General features: G+C 56.5%; 18 protein-coding genes. 16 read left to right on the top strand and 2 right to left on the bottom strand.

Features of this window, described 5'->3' with window-relative positions; all coding sequences use genetic code 11:
- The 16 genes from PHE17_RS20465 to PHE17_RS20390 all read left to right on the top strand — a co-directional run.
- A partial coding sequence (locus PHE17_RS20465; protein WP_301017781.1) for an MFS transporter occupies positions 1 to 908 on the top strand: 908 nt, incomplete at its 5' end.
- A gap of 2 nt (positions 909 to 910) precedes the next feature.
- Positions 911 to 1873 (top strand): MoxR family ATPase, encoded by a 963-nt coding sequence (locus PHE17_RS20460; RefSeq protein WP_301017780.1) that lies wholly within the window; start codon positions 911 to 913, stop codon positions 1871 to 1873.
- Complete coding sequence (locus PHE17_RS20455) at positions 1870 to 2787, top strand: DUF58 domain-containing protein (RefSeq protein WP_301017779.1); 918 nt, start codon at positions 1870 to 1872, stop codon at positions 2785 to 2787. The genes PHE17_RS20460 and PHE17_RS20455 overlap by 4 nt, the downstream gene beginning before the upstream one ends.
- Positions 2788 to 2854: 67 nt before the next feature.
- Positions 2855 to 3295 (top strand): hypothetical protein, encoded by a 441-nt coding sequence (locus tag PHE17_RS20450; protein ID WP_301017778.1) that lies wholly within the window; start codon positions 2855 to 2857, stop codon positions 3293 to 3295.
- An 8-nt stretch (positions 3296 to 3303) separates the two neighbouring features.
- A complete protein-coding gene (locus PHE17_RS20445; RefSeq protein ID WP_301017776.1) occupies positions 3304 to 3975 on the top strand; it encodes a response regulator transcription factor in 672 nt (223 codons plus the stop codon).
- Positions 3965 to 5209 (top strand): HAMP domain-containing sensor histidine kinase, encoded by a 1245-nt coding sequence (locus PHE17_RS20440; protein ID WP_301017775.1) that lies wholly within the window; start codon positions 3965 to 3967, stop codon positions 5207 to 5209. The genes PHE17_RS20445 and PHE17_RS20440 overlap by 11 nt, the downstream gene beginning before the upstream one ends.
- Before the next feature lie 69 nt (positions 5210 to 5278).
- Complete coding sequence (locus PHE17_RS20435) at positions 5279 to 5431, top strand: hypothetical protein (RefSeq protein ID WP_301017774.1); 153 nt, start codon at positions 5279 to 5281, stop codon at positions 5429 to 5431.
- A 2-nt stretch (positions 5432 to 5433) separates the two neighbouring features.
- Positions 5434 to 6558, top strand: a complete 1125-nt coding sequence (locus PHE17_RS20430; RefSeq protein WP_301017773.1) for a DUF418 domain-containing protein — start codon at positions 5434 to 5436, stop codon at positions 6556 to 6558.
- 61 nt (positions 6559 to 6619) lie between these two features.
- Positions 6620 to 7468 (top strand): ABC transporter six-transmembrane domain-containing protein, encoded by an 849-nt coding sequence (locus PHE17_RS20425; protein WP_301017772.1) that lies wholly within the window; start codon positions 6620 to 6622, stop codon positions 7466 to 7468.
- A gap of 153 nt (positions 7469 to 7621) precedes the next feature.
- Complete coding sequence (locus PHE17_RS20420) at positions 7622 to 8746, top strand: agmatine deiminase family protein (RefSeq protein ID WP_301017771.1); 1125 nt, start codon at positions 7622 to 7624, stop codon at positions 8744 to 8746.
- Positions 8747 to 8769: 23 nt separating this feature from the next.
- Positions 8770 to 9867 carry an agmatine deiminase family protein gene (locus PHE17_RS20415; RefSeq protein WP_301017770.1) on the top strand — a complete coding sequence of 366 codons (1098 nt, stop codon included), beginning with the start codon at positions 8770 to 8772 and terminating at the stop codon, positions 9865 to 9867.
- Positions 9867 to 10199 carry a DUF4381 family protein gene (locus PHE17_RS20410; RefSeq protein ID WP_301017768.1) on the top strand — a complete coding sequence of 111 codons (333 nt, stop codon included), beginning with the start codon at positions 9867 to 9869 and terminating at the stop codon, positions 10197 to 10199. The genes PHE17_RS20415 and PHE17_RS20410 overlap by 1 nt, the downstream gene beginning before the upstream one ends.
- A gap of 122 nt (positions 10200 to 10321) precedes the next feature.
- Complete coding sequence (locus PHE17_RS20405; RefSeq protein WP_301017767.1) at positions 10322 to 11179, top strand: VWA domain-containing protein; 858 nt, start codon at positions 10322 to 10324, stop codon at positions 11177 to 11179.
- Positions 11146 to 12186: a vWA domain-containing protein gene (locus tag PHE17_RS20400; protein WP_301017766.1), complete on the top strand. Its 1041-nt coding sequence runs from the start codon at positions 11146 to 11148 to the stop codon at positions 12184 to 12186. The genes PHE17_RS20405 and PHE17_RS20400 overlap by 34 nt, the downstream gene beginning before the upstream one ends.
- The gene (locus PHE17_RS20395; RefSeq protein WP_301017765.1) at positions 12173 to 12886 is read left to right on the top strand and encodes a tetratricopeptide repeat protein; all 714 of its coding nucleotides are present in this window, start codon (positions 12173 to 12175) and stop codon (positions 12884 to 12886) included. The genes PHE17_RS20400 and PHE17_RS20395 overlap by 14 nt, the downstream gene beginning before the upstream one ends.
- Entirely contained in the window at positions 12880 to 13902 is a 1023-nt protein-coding gene (locus PHE17_RS20390; RefSeq protein WP_301017764.1) for a hypothetical protein, read from the top strand. Before PHE17_RS20395 ends, PHE17_RS20390 begins: the two co-directional genes overlap by 7 nt.
- Before the next feature lie 7 nt (positions 13903 to 13909).
- Here PHE17_RS20390 and PHE17_RS20385 read toward each other — a convergent pair whose 3' ends face one another.
- A complete protein-coding gene (locus tag PHE17_RS20385; protein WP_301017763.1) occupies positions 13910 to 15754 on the bottom strand; it encodes an FtsK/SpoIIIE domain-containing protein in 1845 nt (614 codons plus the stop codon).
- Between the two features lie 62 nt (positions 15755 to 15816).
- Complete coding sequence (locus PHE17_RS20380; protein WP_301017762.1) at positions 15817 to 15978, bottom strand: hypothetical protein; 162 nt, start codon at positions 15976 to 15978, stop codon at positions 15817 to 15819.
- Between the last annotated feature and the right edge of the window lie 162 nt (positions 15979 to 16140).

Here is a 16140-nt window from a genome sequence, read left to right as displayed (position 1 = left end):
GGGTAGTGGCGGCAACTGCGTTGCTTGGCATCAACCAAGGCTTGTGCTGGTCAATGACCCTCAACAGCAAACTGGATATGACCAACCTGAACCAAAAAGGGTTGGTCAATGGCCTAAATGAATTTTCTGGCTATGCGGCTGTTGCCTTGGCTGGTGTCGTCACTGCATGGTTGGTGGATGTGTACGGCGCACGGCAGGGTTTATTCCTATTCGGGTCGGTGGTTATCTTTTTAGGTCTGGTATTGGCAATCCTAATGGTCAAGGAAACCCGCCCGTGGGCTTTGGCACACGCACCCGCCATTTCTGCCGCCTCCACACCGCCACCGTCGTTGGGGCAAGCCTTCCTTTACGCCAGTTGGCAAAACCGCAACCTGTTAGCCCTCAACCAAGCCGGATTGGTGGAAAAATTCACCGACGCACTGGTATGGATCATTCTCCCCGTCTGGTTCGTCGCGCAAAACCTCACCCTCGTACAAGCCAGTTCCATCATCGGCATCTATGCGCTGGCATGGGGCGCAAGCCAACTGATCACCGGCCCCGCATCCGACCGTTTCGGGCGCAAACCCTTGATTGTCGGCGGCATGTGGTTGTGCGGCATCGGCGTATTGCTGCTGGTACTCACGCACACTGTATGGCTGTGGACGCTGGAAGCGGGGTTAATCGGTTTCGGCATGGCAATGCTTTACCCCACGCTGGGCGCAGCAGTCGCCGATGTCAGCCCACCCGCACAACGCAGCACCTTGTTGGGCGTATACCGTTTCTGGCGCGACTTCGGGTACGCGGTAGGTGCGTTGTGCATGGGCTTGCTGGCACAATGGGCGCAAGGCTTGGACGTAACCTTCTGGCTGGTCGGGGTAGCGATGCTGCTCTCCGGCGCGTGGGTTGCGCTGGCATTCAACAAGGAGTAACTGTGCAAACCCAAACCGAATTCCTGCAACTGCGCTCCCACCTCGAACAGGTGATTGTCGGGCAATCCGCCTTACTCGACCGCCTGATGATCGCGCTGCTAACCGGCGGACATATCCTGCTGGAAAGTCTGCCCGGTCTGGCGAAAACCACCGCTGTCACCACGCTCGCCAGCGGAGTCCACGCCAGCTTCCAACGCATCCAGTTCACGCCGGATTTGATGCCGGGGGATTTGACCGGCACGGATATTTTCGAGCCGCAACACGGCACATTCCGCTTTATTCCGGGGCCGTTATTCCACGAAATCGTGTTGGCGGATGAGATCAACCGCGCTCCGCCCAAAGTGCAATCCGCGCTGCTCGAAGCCATGCAGGAACACCAGATCACCGTCGGCGGCGTGACCCGCCCCTTGCCCGAACTCTTCATCGTGATGGCAACGCAAAACCCGTTGGAACAAAGCGGCACCTACCCCTTGCCCGAAGCGCAACTCGACCGCTTTTTGTTGCATGTGGTGCTGCAATACCCCACGGCTGACGACGAATTGCTGATATTGCAACGCGATCGGGCGAGGCATTACGGCGCGGATAAACCCGTGCTGCATTCACCTTTGCACCCGCAGCAAGTCTTGCAAGCCCGCCGCGAAGTCGCCGAGGTACACGTTGTGCCGGAACTGGAGCGGTACATTGTTGCGCTGGTCGGGGCTACCCGCGATTTGGGGCAGTTTGATGCGGCGTGGGCAAATTATTTGCAGGTGGGGGCATCGCCGCGTGCGTCGATTGCGTTGCTGCGAGCCAGCAGTGCGCTGGCGTATTTGCGTGGACGCGAGTATGTCGTGCCGGATGATATTATCGACATTGCGCCTGATGTATTGCGGCATCGGCTGGTGTTGGGGTATGCGGCACGGGCAGCGGGTGTGGATGCGAATGCGGTGGTGCGCAAGGTATTGGCGGGCGTGGCGATTCCGTGAAACTGACATTTCCCCCACTCCTTACCGAAACCGAATTACAAGCGTTATACCAACGTGCCCGCAGTGTAACCGCTGACAGTTCCCTGCAAAACCTGCTGGAACAACGCCAAGCCGGTGACGTAGCCTCGCGCTATCGCGGGGCAGGGCTGGATTACGCCGAAAGCCGACCTTACCAACCCGGCGACGAACCGCGTTTCATGCACTGGAGCGTTACCGCCCGCACTGGCAAAGCGCACGTCAAACAGTTCCGTGAAGAACGCCGCCCCGCCGTCTTCATCCTGCTAGATCGACGCAATGCCATGCGCTTCGGCACGAAAGTACGCCTCAAAGCCGCACAAGCCGCCCGCGTTGCTGCCCTCGCCGCTTTTGCTGCCACACAACAAGGTTGGGCAGTGTCCGGCGTAATCTTGGAAGCGCAGCCCCACTGGTTTCCCGCCTCAACCGATACCCACGCCGTATGGGAATTCGTGCGTCAATGCGCAGCAACTTGCCCACCGTTACCGCAGACGAATGAACCCGCTTTGGCAACCCTGCTACCGCTCATCAATGCGCAATTGGTGCGCGGCACACATGTCTATTTGCTGAGTGATTTTGCCGATCTGGACGCAGCTTGCGAGGCGCATATCCTGCAACTCCTCCATCATCACCCGCTGTTCACAGTGCAAGTGCTGGACACTGCCGAATGCGAATTACCCGCTGCCGGACGTTTAAACTTGCAAGGGCTGGATGGCATGACCCACCGCGTCAATCTCGCTGATCCCGTGTTACGCGAACAGTTTCGTCAGCAAGCTGCCGAACTGCATGACGGGCAAGCGCAACGCTTGCGCGGCTGGGGTTGCCATTACACCCAACTGCTGACGGAAGTGGATGCGCCAGAATTGGCAGTGCCATTGCCGCATGGGATGGGAACGTAAACCATCGGCGGGATGCGTTATACTGCGCTACGCCCGCTTGCTTTTATCAACTGACTGGAATTGCCTGATGCGCCGTTTTGACCTCCAATATTTTTCCCACATCAGCACGATTGCCACCGCGCTTGTTGCAGTGCTGGCACTGGTGATTGCTGTCTGGCAAATCAAAGCGGCGGAAAACATCCAGCGCGAAGCATCCGCCCGCGAAGCCTTCAAGGAATACCTCAAACTTGCCATCGACAAGCCCGATTTCGCCAATGCCCAACCCAGCGATAACAAGAGTGCGAAGTCCGGCTATGAATGGTTTGTGACCTATTTTCTCTACAGCGCGGAACAGATTTACACGGCTTACCCCGATGACCCGCAGTGGCACAAAGGGTTGGCAGCAGAGGTTTGTTACCATGAGGTTTATTTGCAGGGTGAAGAATACCAAAAAGCGGTGAAGCTCCAGCACGATCCTGAGTTTGCCGCGTTTGTGGATGCTGCGTTGAAAACCTGCGCAACCCCATAGGACTTCCCATGCGTATCCTGCTTGCCGAAGACCATACCGAACTCCGCGAAGCCATCACCCGACGGCTTCGCGCCCTCGGCAATAGTGTGGACGAAGTGTCCAGCATCCGCGAAATCCGCACCTACCTGAACGGTGCACACTACGACGTGGGCGTGTTTGACCGCATGTTGCCCGATGGCGATTCCCTCACCCTGTTGCAAGCATTGCGCAACGCCGCCAACCGCACCCCGATCCTGCTGCTGACCGCACTCGACCGCATCGAAGACCGGGTGGAAGGCTTGCAAGTCGGCGCTGACGATTATTTGGTCAAACCATTCGCAATGGATGAGTTGATGGCCCGCATCAACGTACTGGCGCGACGTGGCGAACCGTTACGCGACACCATCTTGAGGATAGCGGATCTGGAAGTGGATAGCGGGCGGCATGAAGTGCGCCGCGCCGGAGTGCTGATTCCCTTGCGCCCCAAAGAATACGCCGTGCTGGAACTGCTGGCAGTACGCAATCGCCGCGCTGTGTCACGTAACGACATCCTCGAATATTGCTGGGATACACTGGAAAGCCCTGCCTCCAACGTCGAAGAAACCATCATTGCCTCGCTGCGGCGCAAGCTGGGCGAACCTGCCCTGATCAAGACCGTGCGCGGTCACGGCTACAAGCTGGACGATGCCCATGAAAGTTGACCCCAACCAGCGGGCGCGGTTGTTACGGCTGGGCATCCCGCTGCTGTTGGCGTGGGGTGTGGCATGGCTGCTGGGCATTGCCATCCTCGCCAAAGTCGCCATCGACCTGCGGGCGGAACTGCGCGAAACCGACCTCGATACCGAACTTGCCCTCTACGCCACCACGGTGTATGGCATGACGTGGTTTGATCAGCAAGGCAAGTTCCACGATGAAGTGCTGCGGTTGGAACACGATCTGCTGGATGCGCCGTATGACATCTGGGTAGTCGAACCGGGCAACCCGCCCACCCGCCATTTCACCCCGGCGCACCCGCGTTTCAACCTCACCGATTTCACCCAACTGCAAACCACTGTGATGGGGCAAGGGCAGGATGTTTACCTTGATGGGCAGGATACCGACGGCAAGCCGTACCGCCTGCACGCCACCCCCACTTTTATGGATCAGGGCGACACCAGCACCCCCAAAGCCATGATCATTACCGTTGCCGACCCGACACCGGGGCAAGCGGCGTATCAGGCATTCGTGCAGCGGATTGTCGGGGCAAGCGCCTTGCTGGGCATTCTCGGTCTGCTGGTCGGAGTCGGGCTGACGGCGTGGAGTTTGCGCCCGGTGCTGGCTGCGTTGCGTCAGCGCGAACGTTTCCTCGCCGCCACTGCCCACGAATTGCGTACTCCGGTGGCCGCCTTGCGCAGCATTTGCGAATCCGCCCAACGCGGCGACGAAGCCCCGCAACTCGCCCTGACGCGCATGGATGGTCTGTTGCGCAGCGCCACCCACACGCTGGAAGACCTGCTGCTGTTTGCGCGGCTGGATGCAGGAGCAAGTCTGGAACGCCAACCCGTGCGGCTGGATTTGCTGGTCGAAACCCTGCTGCCCGACGACGATTCGGTAACGCTGGATGCGGCTGCTACGGTGGTCAATCTCGATCCCCGACTGGCGACGGTTGCCGTGCGCAATTTGCTGGAAAATGCCCGCAAGCACGGTGCAGCCGCTCAGCCGCACATCCACGTTACGGTGGCGGGGGCGCAAGTCACGGTTGAAGATCAGGGCAAGGGCTTTTCTGCCGAATTGCTGGCGCGGCGGGAAACGGATTTCGCTCTGTCGCCGACGCAAGGTGGCACGGGCTTGGGGCTGGCGATTGTGAATATGGTGGCGCGGCTGCATGGCGGGTCGTTGCGGCTGGAAAATCGGGCGGAGGGTGGGGCGCGGGTGACGGTGCAATTTCTAGAGTGACTGTCAGCAAAACATCAGCTTTCTCCCGTAACCTGTCCCCATCAACAACCAACCGATGGAGACAACACCATGAAAACCACAACCCTGCTTGCCACCCTAATCTGTTCACTGAGCGTTTTGGGAACAATAACCAGCACTGCCACTTACGCCGCCAGCCAAAACCACCTATCGGAAGAAAACATTCTTATCCTTGCTATTGAAAAAATCAAGGGTAGGTTCTAAGAATGGCAACAGTAAATCTGACTAGAGAGGAGGGCTTTGTGCCTGCGCCTAAAGCTCCACGGCCACGACTGGATGTGCTGGATGTACTCCGTGGCTTCGCGATATTAGGAATTTTTTTCATCAACCTGCCATCGATGGATTCCATGGGTGGGGGCATTGGAGTTACGCATTTGTCCGCTGTAGATGCGGCTGCTCAGACCTTTATAGATCTCTTTTTTGAGGGTACACAGCGCGGTATGCTTCAAATGCTATTCGGAGCTGGCATGATATTGTTGACGGCGAAAGCAATGTTGCCTGATGGATCGGTCAGTATTGCCGATACCTATTTGCGCCGCAACATGTGGCTTGTACTCTTTGGGCTACTGCACATTTTTGTCGTTCGCTGGGGATATGACATCCTGCATGTCTATGGCTTGGCAGCGCTGTTTCTATTCACCTTCCGTAAGTTATCGGCACTGACTGCATTTGCACTTGGGCTGAGTATTACTTTCACTGTACAGTTGATGGGTGGGGGTATACACGGTGCAGAGTTGCTTAACAACACAACGAAGCCTCCCGCTGAAATGGATGCTGTTCAGATGTGGTATGAATCAGTCAAAGGTCTTGGTTTGTGGTCGACGGTCGCCGAGGCGTTCGGCACAATGCTCATCGGGGTGGCACTGTTCAAATGGGGCATCATTCAAGGATTGCGGTCTGGCCACTTTTACTTGGTGCTCATGATCCTTGGCTATAGCATTGGTCTTGCACTACGTATTTCAGCATTGGAAAACCTTTCACCGCCAGCAATGGGGCCAAACCCATCCGAGTTGGGTCGGTTATGTATGACGATTGGTCATGTTGGTTTGATCAATATGTTGTGGAAAAGCCAGATCGGCGCAAGACTACTGTCCCCATTTAAGGCAGCGGGACGGACGGCCTTTACCCTTTATGTCATGCAAAGTGTCATTGGTATCTGGATTCTTTGGGCATCTTGGGGACCATTAACCCAGCTTAAATTTGGAGCGGCGGGGGGATTGGCGACGGCTGTTTTGGTGTTAGCGCTACAAGTGGTTCTTGCCAACTTGTGGCTTCGCAAATTCGACGGAGGTCCACTTGAGATGTTGTGGCGTCGCCTAGTGAGGCTTTAAGCCCAAGCGTATATAAGTATTCTATGGACGCAATCATCACCCAAAATCAGAAAGACATCATATGTGGCAAGCATTAAAAACGATTGGTAATGCACATCAAAAGAAACTGCTCATGGCATTTTCTTTAGTGGGATTGGAAAATTTATTGATGCTGACTTATCCAATGCTGGGTGGTTTTGCAGTCAATGCGGTCATGCTAGGAAATGTGTGGCAGGCACTGACGTATGCATTTTTTGTACTCGCCATGTGGCTGGTTGGGTCGGCTCGACGCAGTGTTGACACTCGCGTGTTTACACGAATTTATAGTGAAATCGTTGTTCCGATTATCATTAAGCAGCGTGCTCAAGGGCAAAGTCCATCTAAAATTTCAGCACGTGTAGCGTTATCCCGTGAGTTTGTTGATTTTTTTGAAACGCATTTGCCAACGGCAGTAACCTCGATATTTTCGATTATTGGTGCAAGTTTAATGCTGTTGATTTTAGAGTTTTGGTCGGGTTTGCTCAGTGTGGTTATTTTGTTGTTTTTCACTTTGCTATTACCTTCTTTTACACGCATCAGTGGTCGATTGTATTTGAAACTAAACAATCGCTTGGAGCGTGACGTGGATGTCATTAGCCAATCTTCAGAGGAAAAGTTGCACCAACATTATGAATGGGTGGCGCATTTACGAGTTTTAATTTCTAATCGCGAAGCTTTTGGCTATTTCTGTAATGGTGTTGCGTCGAGCATTTTGTTTGGTTTCACTTTTGTGTGGATGGCGATGAACGGTTACGGTAGCGCAGGGCATATTTACTCAGTTACGACTTACTTGTGGATGTTCGCAATGAGTTTGGATGATGTGCCGCATTTGGTCGAGAGTTACTCTAATTTGAAGGATGTTGCGAAAAGAGTTGAGGTTGGTGACAATTGATACACGGTGTGCCGCATATTTTCGCGAGTGGTGAGGCGCGGCTTGGAAATGGCTCAATCTGCATGAAGTTTATACACTGACCCACTGTCAGCAAAATATCAGCTTTCCCCCGTAACCTGTCCCCATCGACAACCAACCGATGGAGACAACACCATGAAAACCACAATCTGCCAAACCCTGCTTGCCACCCTGATCTGTTCACTGGGAGCTTTTGCAACGATGACCAGCACTGCCACCTACGCCGCCAGCCAAAGCTACATGCCGGAAGAAAACGCCACCCACGAAGGCACTTGGTTGCAATGGCCGCACCAATACACCTACGGCGCAACCTACCGCAACCGCCTCGATGCGACATGGGTAGCCATGACTAAGGCGCTGGTGCAAAGCGAAAACGTCCACATCATTGCTTACAACGCCACCGAGAAAACCCGCATCCAGAACCTGCTGCTGAACGCAGGCGTACCCCTCGCCAGCGTCAGTTTCCTGATCAGCCCGACCGATGACGTGTGGGTGCGTGACAATGGCCCAATCTTCGTGCGCAACCAGAGCGGACAATTGCAAATCACCGACTGGGGTTTCAACGGCTGGGGGCTGGATACGCCTTACAGCAAAGATAACCTCATCCCTACCGCCGTCGGCAAAAACCTCGCCATGCCCACCATCAACCTCAACAACGTGGTGCTGGAAGGCGGCGCGATCGAAGTCGATGGCAAAGGCGCATTACTCGCCACCAAAAGCTCAGTGCTGCAAAACAAGCGCAACCCCAACCTGACCCAAGCACAAGTGGAACAAGCCCTGTCCAACAACCTCGGCATCAGCAAATTCATCTGGCTGGATGGCGCACCCGGCGGCAAGGAAGACATCACCGACACCCACATCGACGGTTTCGCCCGCTTCGGCGACGAACGTACCCTCGTCACCATGAGCGCCACCGACCTCAACTACTGGAGCATTTCCAGCAAGGACATCAACACCCTGTACACCGCGAAAAACGCCACCGGCACACCCTACACTATCGTGAAATTGCCGCTGACCGCCAAAAACGTGGTAACGGCTTACGGCAAAAACCTCGGTTACAAAGGCTCTTACGTCAATTATTATGTCGGCAACAACGTAGTGCTGATGCCAGCCTATCAGGATGCGAATGACACCGTAGCGCGGAACATCTTGCAGTCGCTCTACCCAACCCGCACGGTGGTAGGGATCGACGTGCGCAACCTGTACGCCAATGGTGGCATGGTGCATTGCGTGACCCAACAACAGCCAACCGCTTACTAATCCATAACGTGGAGATTTGCCGCATGAATCGTCGCCATTTTCTCAGCACTAGCCTGCTGCTATCCACAGGTAGCATTTTCGGCTCGCCAAGCATGGGCTGGGCAGCGTCCGGCAAAGGCTGGCGGATGCCCGACGAAAGCGAACCACATGCGCGTACTTGGATGGCATTCGGTGCATCCGAAACCATTTGGGGCAAGAAATTGCTGCCAGAAGTACGCCGTAATCTCATTACCATTGCCACCACGATTGCGCGTTACGAACCCGTTTCCATGCTGGTACGCGAGGCTGATTACGCCCTTGCTCAGAAACTGTTGGGATCGTCCGCCGTCAAACTGGTGGTCGCACCGCTGGATGATTTGTGGATGCGCGATACCGGCGCAGTCTTCGTCACCAATGCCAAGGGGGAAAAAGCCGCTGTGAATTTCAACTTCAACGGCTGGGGTGAAAAGCAGGCTTTCGATGAAGATGCCAACGTCGCCCCATTGGTTGCCAAAACCGCAGGCGTGCCATTGCTGGAAACCGATTTGGTGCTGGAAGGCGGCGGCATCGAAGTCGACGGTCACGGCACAGCCATCATTACCGAAAGCTGTATGCTAAACGCCAACCGCAACCCCGGTGTCAGCAAAGCCGCGTGCGAAGCCGAACTCAAACGCCTGCTGGGTTTGCAGAAAATCATCTGGCTACCGGGCATCAAGGGCAAAGACATCACCGACGGACATACCGACTTTTACGCCCGCTTCGCCCGCCCCGGTGTGGTGGTGGCAGGCTACGACCCCGACCCGCAATCGTTTGATCATGCTGTAACCAAACGCCATCTGGACATCCTCAAAACCGCAACGGATGCGCAGGGCAACAAGCTGGAAGTCGCGGTAATGACAGCTCCTTCCAAAGTACGTGAGCAATACGCCAATAACGATTTTGCCGCCGGATACATCAACTTCTACGTGTGCAACGGCGCGGTGATTGCCCCCGAATTCGGCGATGCCAAAGCCGACAAAGCAGCGCATGACACCTTGCAAAAGCTGTTCCCAGACCGTGACATCGTGCAAATCGCTATCGACGGCGTAGCGGCTGGCGGCGGCGGGATTCATTGCACCACCCAGCAAGAGCCAGCGGTTTGATGCCGCCCAGCCTGCACGACCTTGAGTTACCGCCCGAACCATTGCCCGTCATGGTTTGGTGGTTGGCGGCGTTCGCGCTTGTCCTGTTGCTGGCAGGCTTATTTTGGTATTGGCGCAAGCGGCAACACCCCGTAGCGCGTGCTTTGCGTCAACTTGAACGCTTGCCCGATTCGCCACCCAATCCGGCGAAACTGGCAAGTATTTTGCGTGAAGCAGGGCTTACTTCCCCTGTTGCTCTCGACCACGCCCGCTTCGCCCCAATACCCTGCACCTCCGAAACCTTCGCCCCCCTCAAACGCGAAGCCCGTACCCTGCTGGAGCAAGCCCGATGAACATCGACTGGCTTACTCCGTATCTCGCAATCTTTCCGTTAGTGGCGGTAATCCCTCTTTTCTTTCTCCCTGCCCCCCTTGCGGGGGAAGGGTCGGGGAAGGGGGGAATCTTTCTGCATCCCTTGGCACACCTACTTCCAATAACCAAAATCCCCCAATGGCAACGCCACCTCCAACGCGCCGTCTTCGCATGGCTCTGGCTCTGCCTAACCGTCGCCATTGCCCAACCCGTGCAACGCGGTGCAAAACTCCCCGACCTGCCGCCCGAACGCGACATCCTGCTACTGGTTGACGTATCCATCAGCATGACCCTCACCGACTACGCCCTCGACGGACAAAAACGCAGCCGCATGGAAGTCCTCAAAACCCTGCTGCACGATTTCGCCAACCGCTTGCAAGGTGAACGCCTCGGCATGATCGTCTTCGCCGAAAACCCCTACCTGCTCGTACCGCTGACCCGTGACCCCACACTGGTGCAACGCCAACTGCAACGCCTAACCCCAACGCTGGCAGGGCGCGTCAGTGCCGTCGGCAATGCCATCACCCTCGCGCTCAAAGAAGCAGGCAAACAACCCCAACGCAAACCCATTTTCGTACTCTTCACCGATGCCGACGAATCCATCGGGCGCGTAGACCCCGAAGCTGCCGCAGCCCTCGCCGCCGAAAGCAAAATTCCGCTCTACACCATCGCCATCGGCTCCACCGCCGCCACGATGGAAGGCGACACAAGCGGATTAGCCTACCAACCCGTCAACCTTGCCCTGTTACAAACCCTGTCAGAACGCACGGGCGCAAAAACCTACCAAGCGGGTGATGCACAAGCCATCGAACAAGCTCTTGCAGACATTACCCGCCAACACCAAAACGCAGCGGAACAAATCCCACGCTACGAACAGCAACCGCTCTACCACTGGCTGCTACTCGCTGGCTTATTGCCGCTCATGCTGTGGCAACACTGGCAACGGCGGGCAAACGCATGATGATCTGGCAAACCTTACACTGGCGCGAACCCTTGTGGCTGTTACTAGCGCTGTTCCCACTACTGCTTGCTGCATGGGGTTATTTCCAACAACGCCGCCAAGTGCAAACCTACGCCGATCCGCATTTATTGCCGTGGGTACAAGTGACCACCAGCCAGCACGGTTGGCGCAAGTGGCTCTCACCGCAAACGCTGTGGGCGATTGCGTGGCTACTATTCGCTATCAGCCTCGCGGGGCCGCGCATCCAGCAAACGCAACCCGATGACCTGCGCCCCGCGCAATTCGACGTGCTGGTGGTGCTAGATATTTCGCGCTCGATGCAAGCCACCGACATTGCCCCCAACCGCCTGCAACGCGCCGCGCTGGAATTGCACGAACTCCTCGGTCTTGCCCAAGGAAGCCGCGTCGGGATCGTGGTGTATGGCGCACGTCCGCACCTGTTCGCACCGCTAACTAACGATGCCAACGCAGTGCGCTTTTACCTGCAACATCTGGAAACGCTGGTGCTACCGACGCACGGCACTGACCACGCCGCCGCGCTCGAATTCGCCCAGCAAGAACTCGCCGTGCACGAACAGGCGTTACCTGCCGCCGTCCTATGGATAACCGATGGCGATATTCCCACCGATCAGCACGCCGCGTTGCAAATCCGTGTGCAAGCCCTAAAAGCAGCGGGCATTCCACTCTACAGCCTTGGCGTTGGCACAGAGGACGGCGAAGCCATCCCACTTACCGGCGGCAAATGGCTGGAATATGACGGGCAAGCGGTGCGTTCGCGGCTAGATAGTGCTTTGCTACAAAGCCTGTCCGCGCAAACGGGCGGGGCGTACAGCGCGGTGAAAGACGATGCCAGCGATTGGCAAACGTTGTACACCAACGGAATTGCACAAGCCTTTCCTGCCACCACCCAAGATGCGCAGCAATGGCGAGAGTTATATGTGTGGACGTTGTTGCTGGGGATAGTGTGTGTATGGTTGGCAGTGTGGATGCGGCATGATGAAAACTAAGTTACTGCTCATGGTGTTACTGCTGCCGATGTATTCACACGCTGATGAAGCCGACTTAACCGCTGGCATCGAAGCCTACTGCACCGAACACTACGACACCGCCACCCAACACTTCACCGCCGCCGTGTTCGCTGCCAGCAACGACACCGAACGCGCCCGCGCCCTACACAACCTCGGCAACAGCTACTTCCAACAAGGCGATTACGCCGCCGCCGCGCAAGTCTTCCGCGATGCCCTAACCTATCGCCCAGAACACCCCGCCACCCAGCAAAACCTAGCCCTCGCCGCCGAAGTCCAAGCCGAACTCGAACGCCGCCGCGAAGCCGGACAACGCGCCACCGCCGATAACGCCAGCAACGGCGCACGCCGCGAACGCAACACCAATACCCTCGATTGGGATCAAGCCAGCACACTCACCTTAGGCGAAGGCAAAGACGCACCCGCAAACGCCCCACCGCCCGCCTTACCCCCAAACATCGAGCAACTGGTCAACAAAGGCATGGCAAGACTCGCAGAAAGCGGTACAACCGACCCGCAAACATGGCGCAAAAGCCAACAATCGCTTGATGATGCCCGCATTGCCTTGCAACAATCCGATGACGGCCCCGCCGCTTTGTGGAAACGGTTGTTTGAAGTGGAAGAAGGCTACCCCGCGCCACAAACCAAACCCAATGAATTACCGGGAGTCCTGCCGTGGTAGCCGCTGATTTAGCGTGGACAATCAAGCTCGAAGACGCCCATGTCTGTCAGCGTGAACGCACCACGCTGACAGTAGCCGTAGAAACCACCGACCGTTTCGCCACCCTCGAAGCCAGTTTGCCGCGTATCGAAGGTGTCGATGTACAAGCCCTGCCCGTGACCAACGAAGCCAGCACGACAAACGGTAAGCGCGTGTTACGCCTTGCTTGGCAACTTTCCGCATACACACCCGGTACGCAGCAAATCCAGCTCCCCGCCATCCGTTACAACCTCAACGGACGCGATGCCGCACAATGGCAACCACCCACACAAACACTGGAAGTGGAAGCCCTACCCCCGTATCTGCCGCCCACCCTCCCTGTAGGCAAAGTCAGCATCGAATCACGCATCGAACCCAACGGTTGGTTACAACCCGGACACTTCGCCTATTGGCGTGTCAGCTTGCACAGCAATACAGTGGCAACGGCACAATTTCCGCCCATCCTTAAACAAATCCAAAGTAATGGCAATGTGGAAACTTTCCCCGCCATCATTGGGCAGTCAGGGTTGGCGGATGGGCAATTCCACTTGGAGTACCGCATCCCCTTTAAACCACAAAGCAACGGCAAGCTGGACTTGCCCGTGTTGCACTGGCACTGGTTCAATCCCGACACCAACCGTCTGGAACAGGTACAACACAGGCCACCACGCCCGTGGGTGATGGCTTGGCTGTGGCGGGGTATGTTGGGCTTAACGGGCAGTTTATTGCTGTTAGCAGGTGTGTTCTTGGTAGGTAAAATTGGCAAACAGCGTTTGCAGCGACCGCTGCTAAAACAGCGAGTACTGCAAGCATTACGGGAGAATACCAATCCGCAGGCAGTGCAACAAGCCATGCGGAACTGTGCTATTGCGCACAGTTGGCCAGAAAATTTCAGTGCCCAGCAATGGTTGCAGCAGTGGGAATTGCACTATGGCACGAACCCGATGCTACAGGCCATTTTGCATAAATATGAGGCTGGACGGTTTAGTAAACCTTGATTTATGCCTAAGGGTGGGCTTTATCTACCCACCGCCTGCGCTGCTGCGCCACCGCCGCTTCGACTTCCGCCTCGGTAACAAACGGCCCGTGGAAACGCTGCAATTCCGTGCTGCCCGGAAACAGGCCATAACCATCCCCCTTGTCCAACAGGTTTTCTGCACCCTTCTTGCCCAAGATGATGCTGGAGTCACCATCCGACATGACCTTGAAGGCAATGCGGCTGGGGATATTGGAGCGGATCAGCGGGGTCACAACATCCTTGTCCGGGCGTTGGGTAGTGGGCAGCAGGTGGATACCAGCCGCACGCGCTTTCTGTGCCAGCCGGATGATCAGCTCCTCTGCCTGTGTCGCCACCACTTCGTTGCCATCCGCATCCCTGACTTTGGTCATTTTGCCCAACAGGCGGTCAAGCATGACAAAATCGGCGAATTCCTCAAACAAGGCCACTTCGTATGGCAGCGGTGCATCCGATTTGGCGTTGTACTGGGCAATGTTGCGCACTTTCTTCGCCTTCATCAGGCCGTAGCGGCGCTCCATTTCATCAATCAGCCCTTCCAGCATGGGGCGGACTTTGCCCATGTCGGTGATGATCTCACCCTCGACAAACGGGGAACCTTCGTACAGGCCAAATTCCAATTGCTTGGGGTCTACCATGTGCAGGCGCAGCATGTCCGGGGTGCTGCGTGACATCATGCTGAGCAACAGGGCATTCATGAATATGGATTTGCCCATGCCGGTTGAGCCTGCCACCAGCAAGTGGATGGTATTGGGCAGTGACAGCATTTTGGGGTTGCCGAAGGTATCAACGCCCAACAGCATCGGCAAGGGTTCAGCGAATGCCAACCACTCCGGTGATTGCATCAGGCTGGACAGGGATACCGTGCCGCGTTTGGCGTTGGGCACTTCGATTGCCCCGCAGTCTGTCCCCCGTACATGCCCAATCACGGCAACCTCACCACTGGCCTTGAATACCGTGGCAATCTTGTTGGTTTCCTTGTCCAGTGCCTTGGTGTCCTTGTCCATCGGCACTTTCACCATGAAGGTGGTCAGTACCGGCCCTACACACACCTGTTGGACATCCACGTATTCCAGCTTGCGGGCAACCAATACCTCCCGCATCTTGGCCTTTAGCGCATCACCATCGGCGCTGTTTGCCACGGGTGCTGAGGCTTGCTGCACGTTGGTGGCAGGCTCCTCCCTACCTTCTGGCAGCAGGCCAGTGACAACCCCACCTGCCAAATCAAGCAGCACCGCCAGCTTGGGCAGTGGGTTGCCGGAACGCAGGGAGGCGAACAAGGCCAGCAATGTGCCGCTGGCGGCGATGACCGCTGGGGCAACACCTTGGGCTTGTAACAGCCCGGCAACATACTGCCCCACCATCCCGCCATTGAACCCGCAGACCGTCAGCACGGGTGCGCTTGCCCCGACCACCAGCAAGGCATAAGCGATAGTAGCGGACAGCCGTTTCATGTCCGTCCTGATGACCCATTGCAGGCTATAAAGGCCGGATGCCAACCCGATGGTGCTGGCCTGCCCCAATGCTGACAGCGCTGGCTTGTACCAATCCGGGGCAACCAACTGGGCATCCACTGCCTCCATCGCGTGGGCAATGGCATCCCAGCTTATGTACAAGCCCGCACCAACTGCCACCCCAACACCCGCACCTGCCAGCATTTCCGGGCGGACACTGATGCGGGGCAAGCGGATATGCCCTACCCATGCCAGCTTGTGGGATAGCTGCGCATCCCCAGCCCCAACGGCTGGGTTGCTTCCTGTGACAGCGTTTAGTTTACTGGCGCGTGCGCGGCGGCGCTTTGCGTCGGTGATGAATCCCAGTTCCAATGTAGCCATGCTGTTTTCCCCTTAATCCTTGCGTATGTGCATTACGTGTAAACCGACCCCTGCCCTAGCCATTAGGCTGGCTGCAAGTTCAGGCTCCAGTTCCGGTTTGGTGTGCTTGCTGGTGTGTTCGTTGGCCTGACGGCTTGACTTGCCGGATGCAATGCCACCACTTTCTGCCCGTCAACGCCGCTGCGTTTCTGGCGGATCACGGTACGCAGGGTGCGTTCATCCACCCATTCGTATTGGGTACGGATATTGCCGCCACCCTTGAGACTGTAAACTGAACTGTGTAACTGCTATATAACAGCGGACCCCCCGCAAGGAGCAGTCACATGGAAACCCTTGATCCCGTCCTGATGGATGAGCTTTTAACCGATTGCAAAACGCCCGCTGAT

This window comes from Thiothrix sp., from assembly GCF_028714775.1.
Taxonomy (GTDB): domain Bacteria; phylum Pseudomonadota; class Gammaproteobacteria; order Thiotrichales; family Thiotrichaceae; genus Thiothrix.
Note: the sequence above shows the minus strand (reverse complement) of the source record. Positions and strands in the feature narration are given on the sequence as shown.

Excerpts from the sequence above, each read along its gene's own strand:
- PHE17_RS20420 (WP_301017771.1), top strand. The coding sequence starts at position 7,622 with ATGAAAACCACAATCTGCCAAACCCTGCTTGCCACCCTGATCTGTTCA.
- PHE17_RS20435 (WP_301017774.1), top strand. The coding sequence starts at position 5,279 with ATGAAAACCACAACCCTGCTTGCCACCCTAATCTGTTCACTGAGCGTT.
- PHE17_RS20410 (WP_301017768.1), top strand. The coding sequence starts at position 9,867 with ATGCCGCCCAGCCTGCACGACCTTGAGTTACCGCCCGAACCATTGCCC.
- PHE17_RS20450 (WP_301017778.1), top strand. The coding sequence starts at position 2,855 with ATGCGCCGTTTTGACCTCCAATATTTTTCCCACATCAGCACGATTGCC.
- PHE17_RS20440 (WP_301017775.1), top strand. The coding sequence starts at position 3,965 with ATGAAAGTTGACCCCAACCAGCGGGCGCGGTTGTTACGGCTGGGCATC.
- PHE17_RS20445 (WP_301017776.1), top strand. The coding sequence starts at position 3,304 with ATGCGTATCCTGCTTGCCGAAGACCATACCGAACTCCGCGAAGCCATC.
- PHE17_RS20395 (WP_301017765.1), top strand. The coding sequence starts at position 12,173 with ATGATGAAAACTAAGTTACTGCTCATGGTGTTACTGCTGCCGATGTAT.
- PHE17_RS20415 (WP_301017770.1), top strand. The coding sequence starts at position 8,770 with ATGAATCGTCGCCATTTTCTCAGCACTAGCCTGCTGCTATCCACAGGT.
- PHE17_RS20425 (WP_301017772.1), top strand. The coding sequence starts at position 6,620 with ATGTGGCAAGCATTAAAAACGATTGGTAATGCACATCAAAAGAAACTG.
- PHE17_RS20385 (WP_301017763.1), bottom strand. The coding sequence starts at position 15,754 with ATGGCTACATTGGAACTGGGATTCATCACCGACGCAAAGCGCCGCCGC.
- PHE17_RS20430 (WP_301017773.1), top strand. The coding sequence starts at position 5,434 with ATGGCAACAGTAAATCTGACTAGAGAGGAGGGCTTTGTGCCTGCGCCT.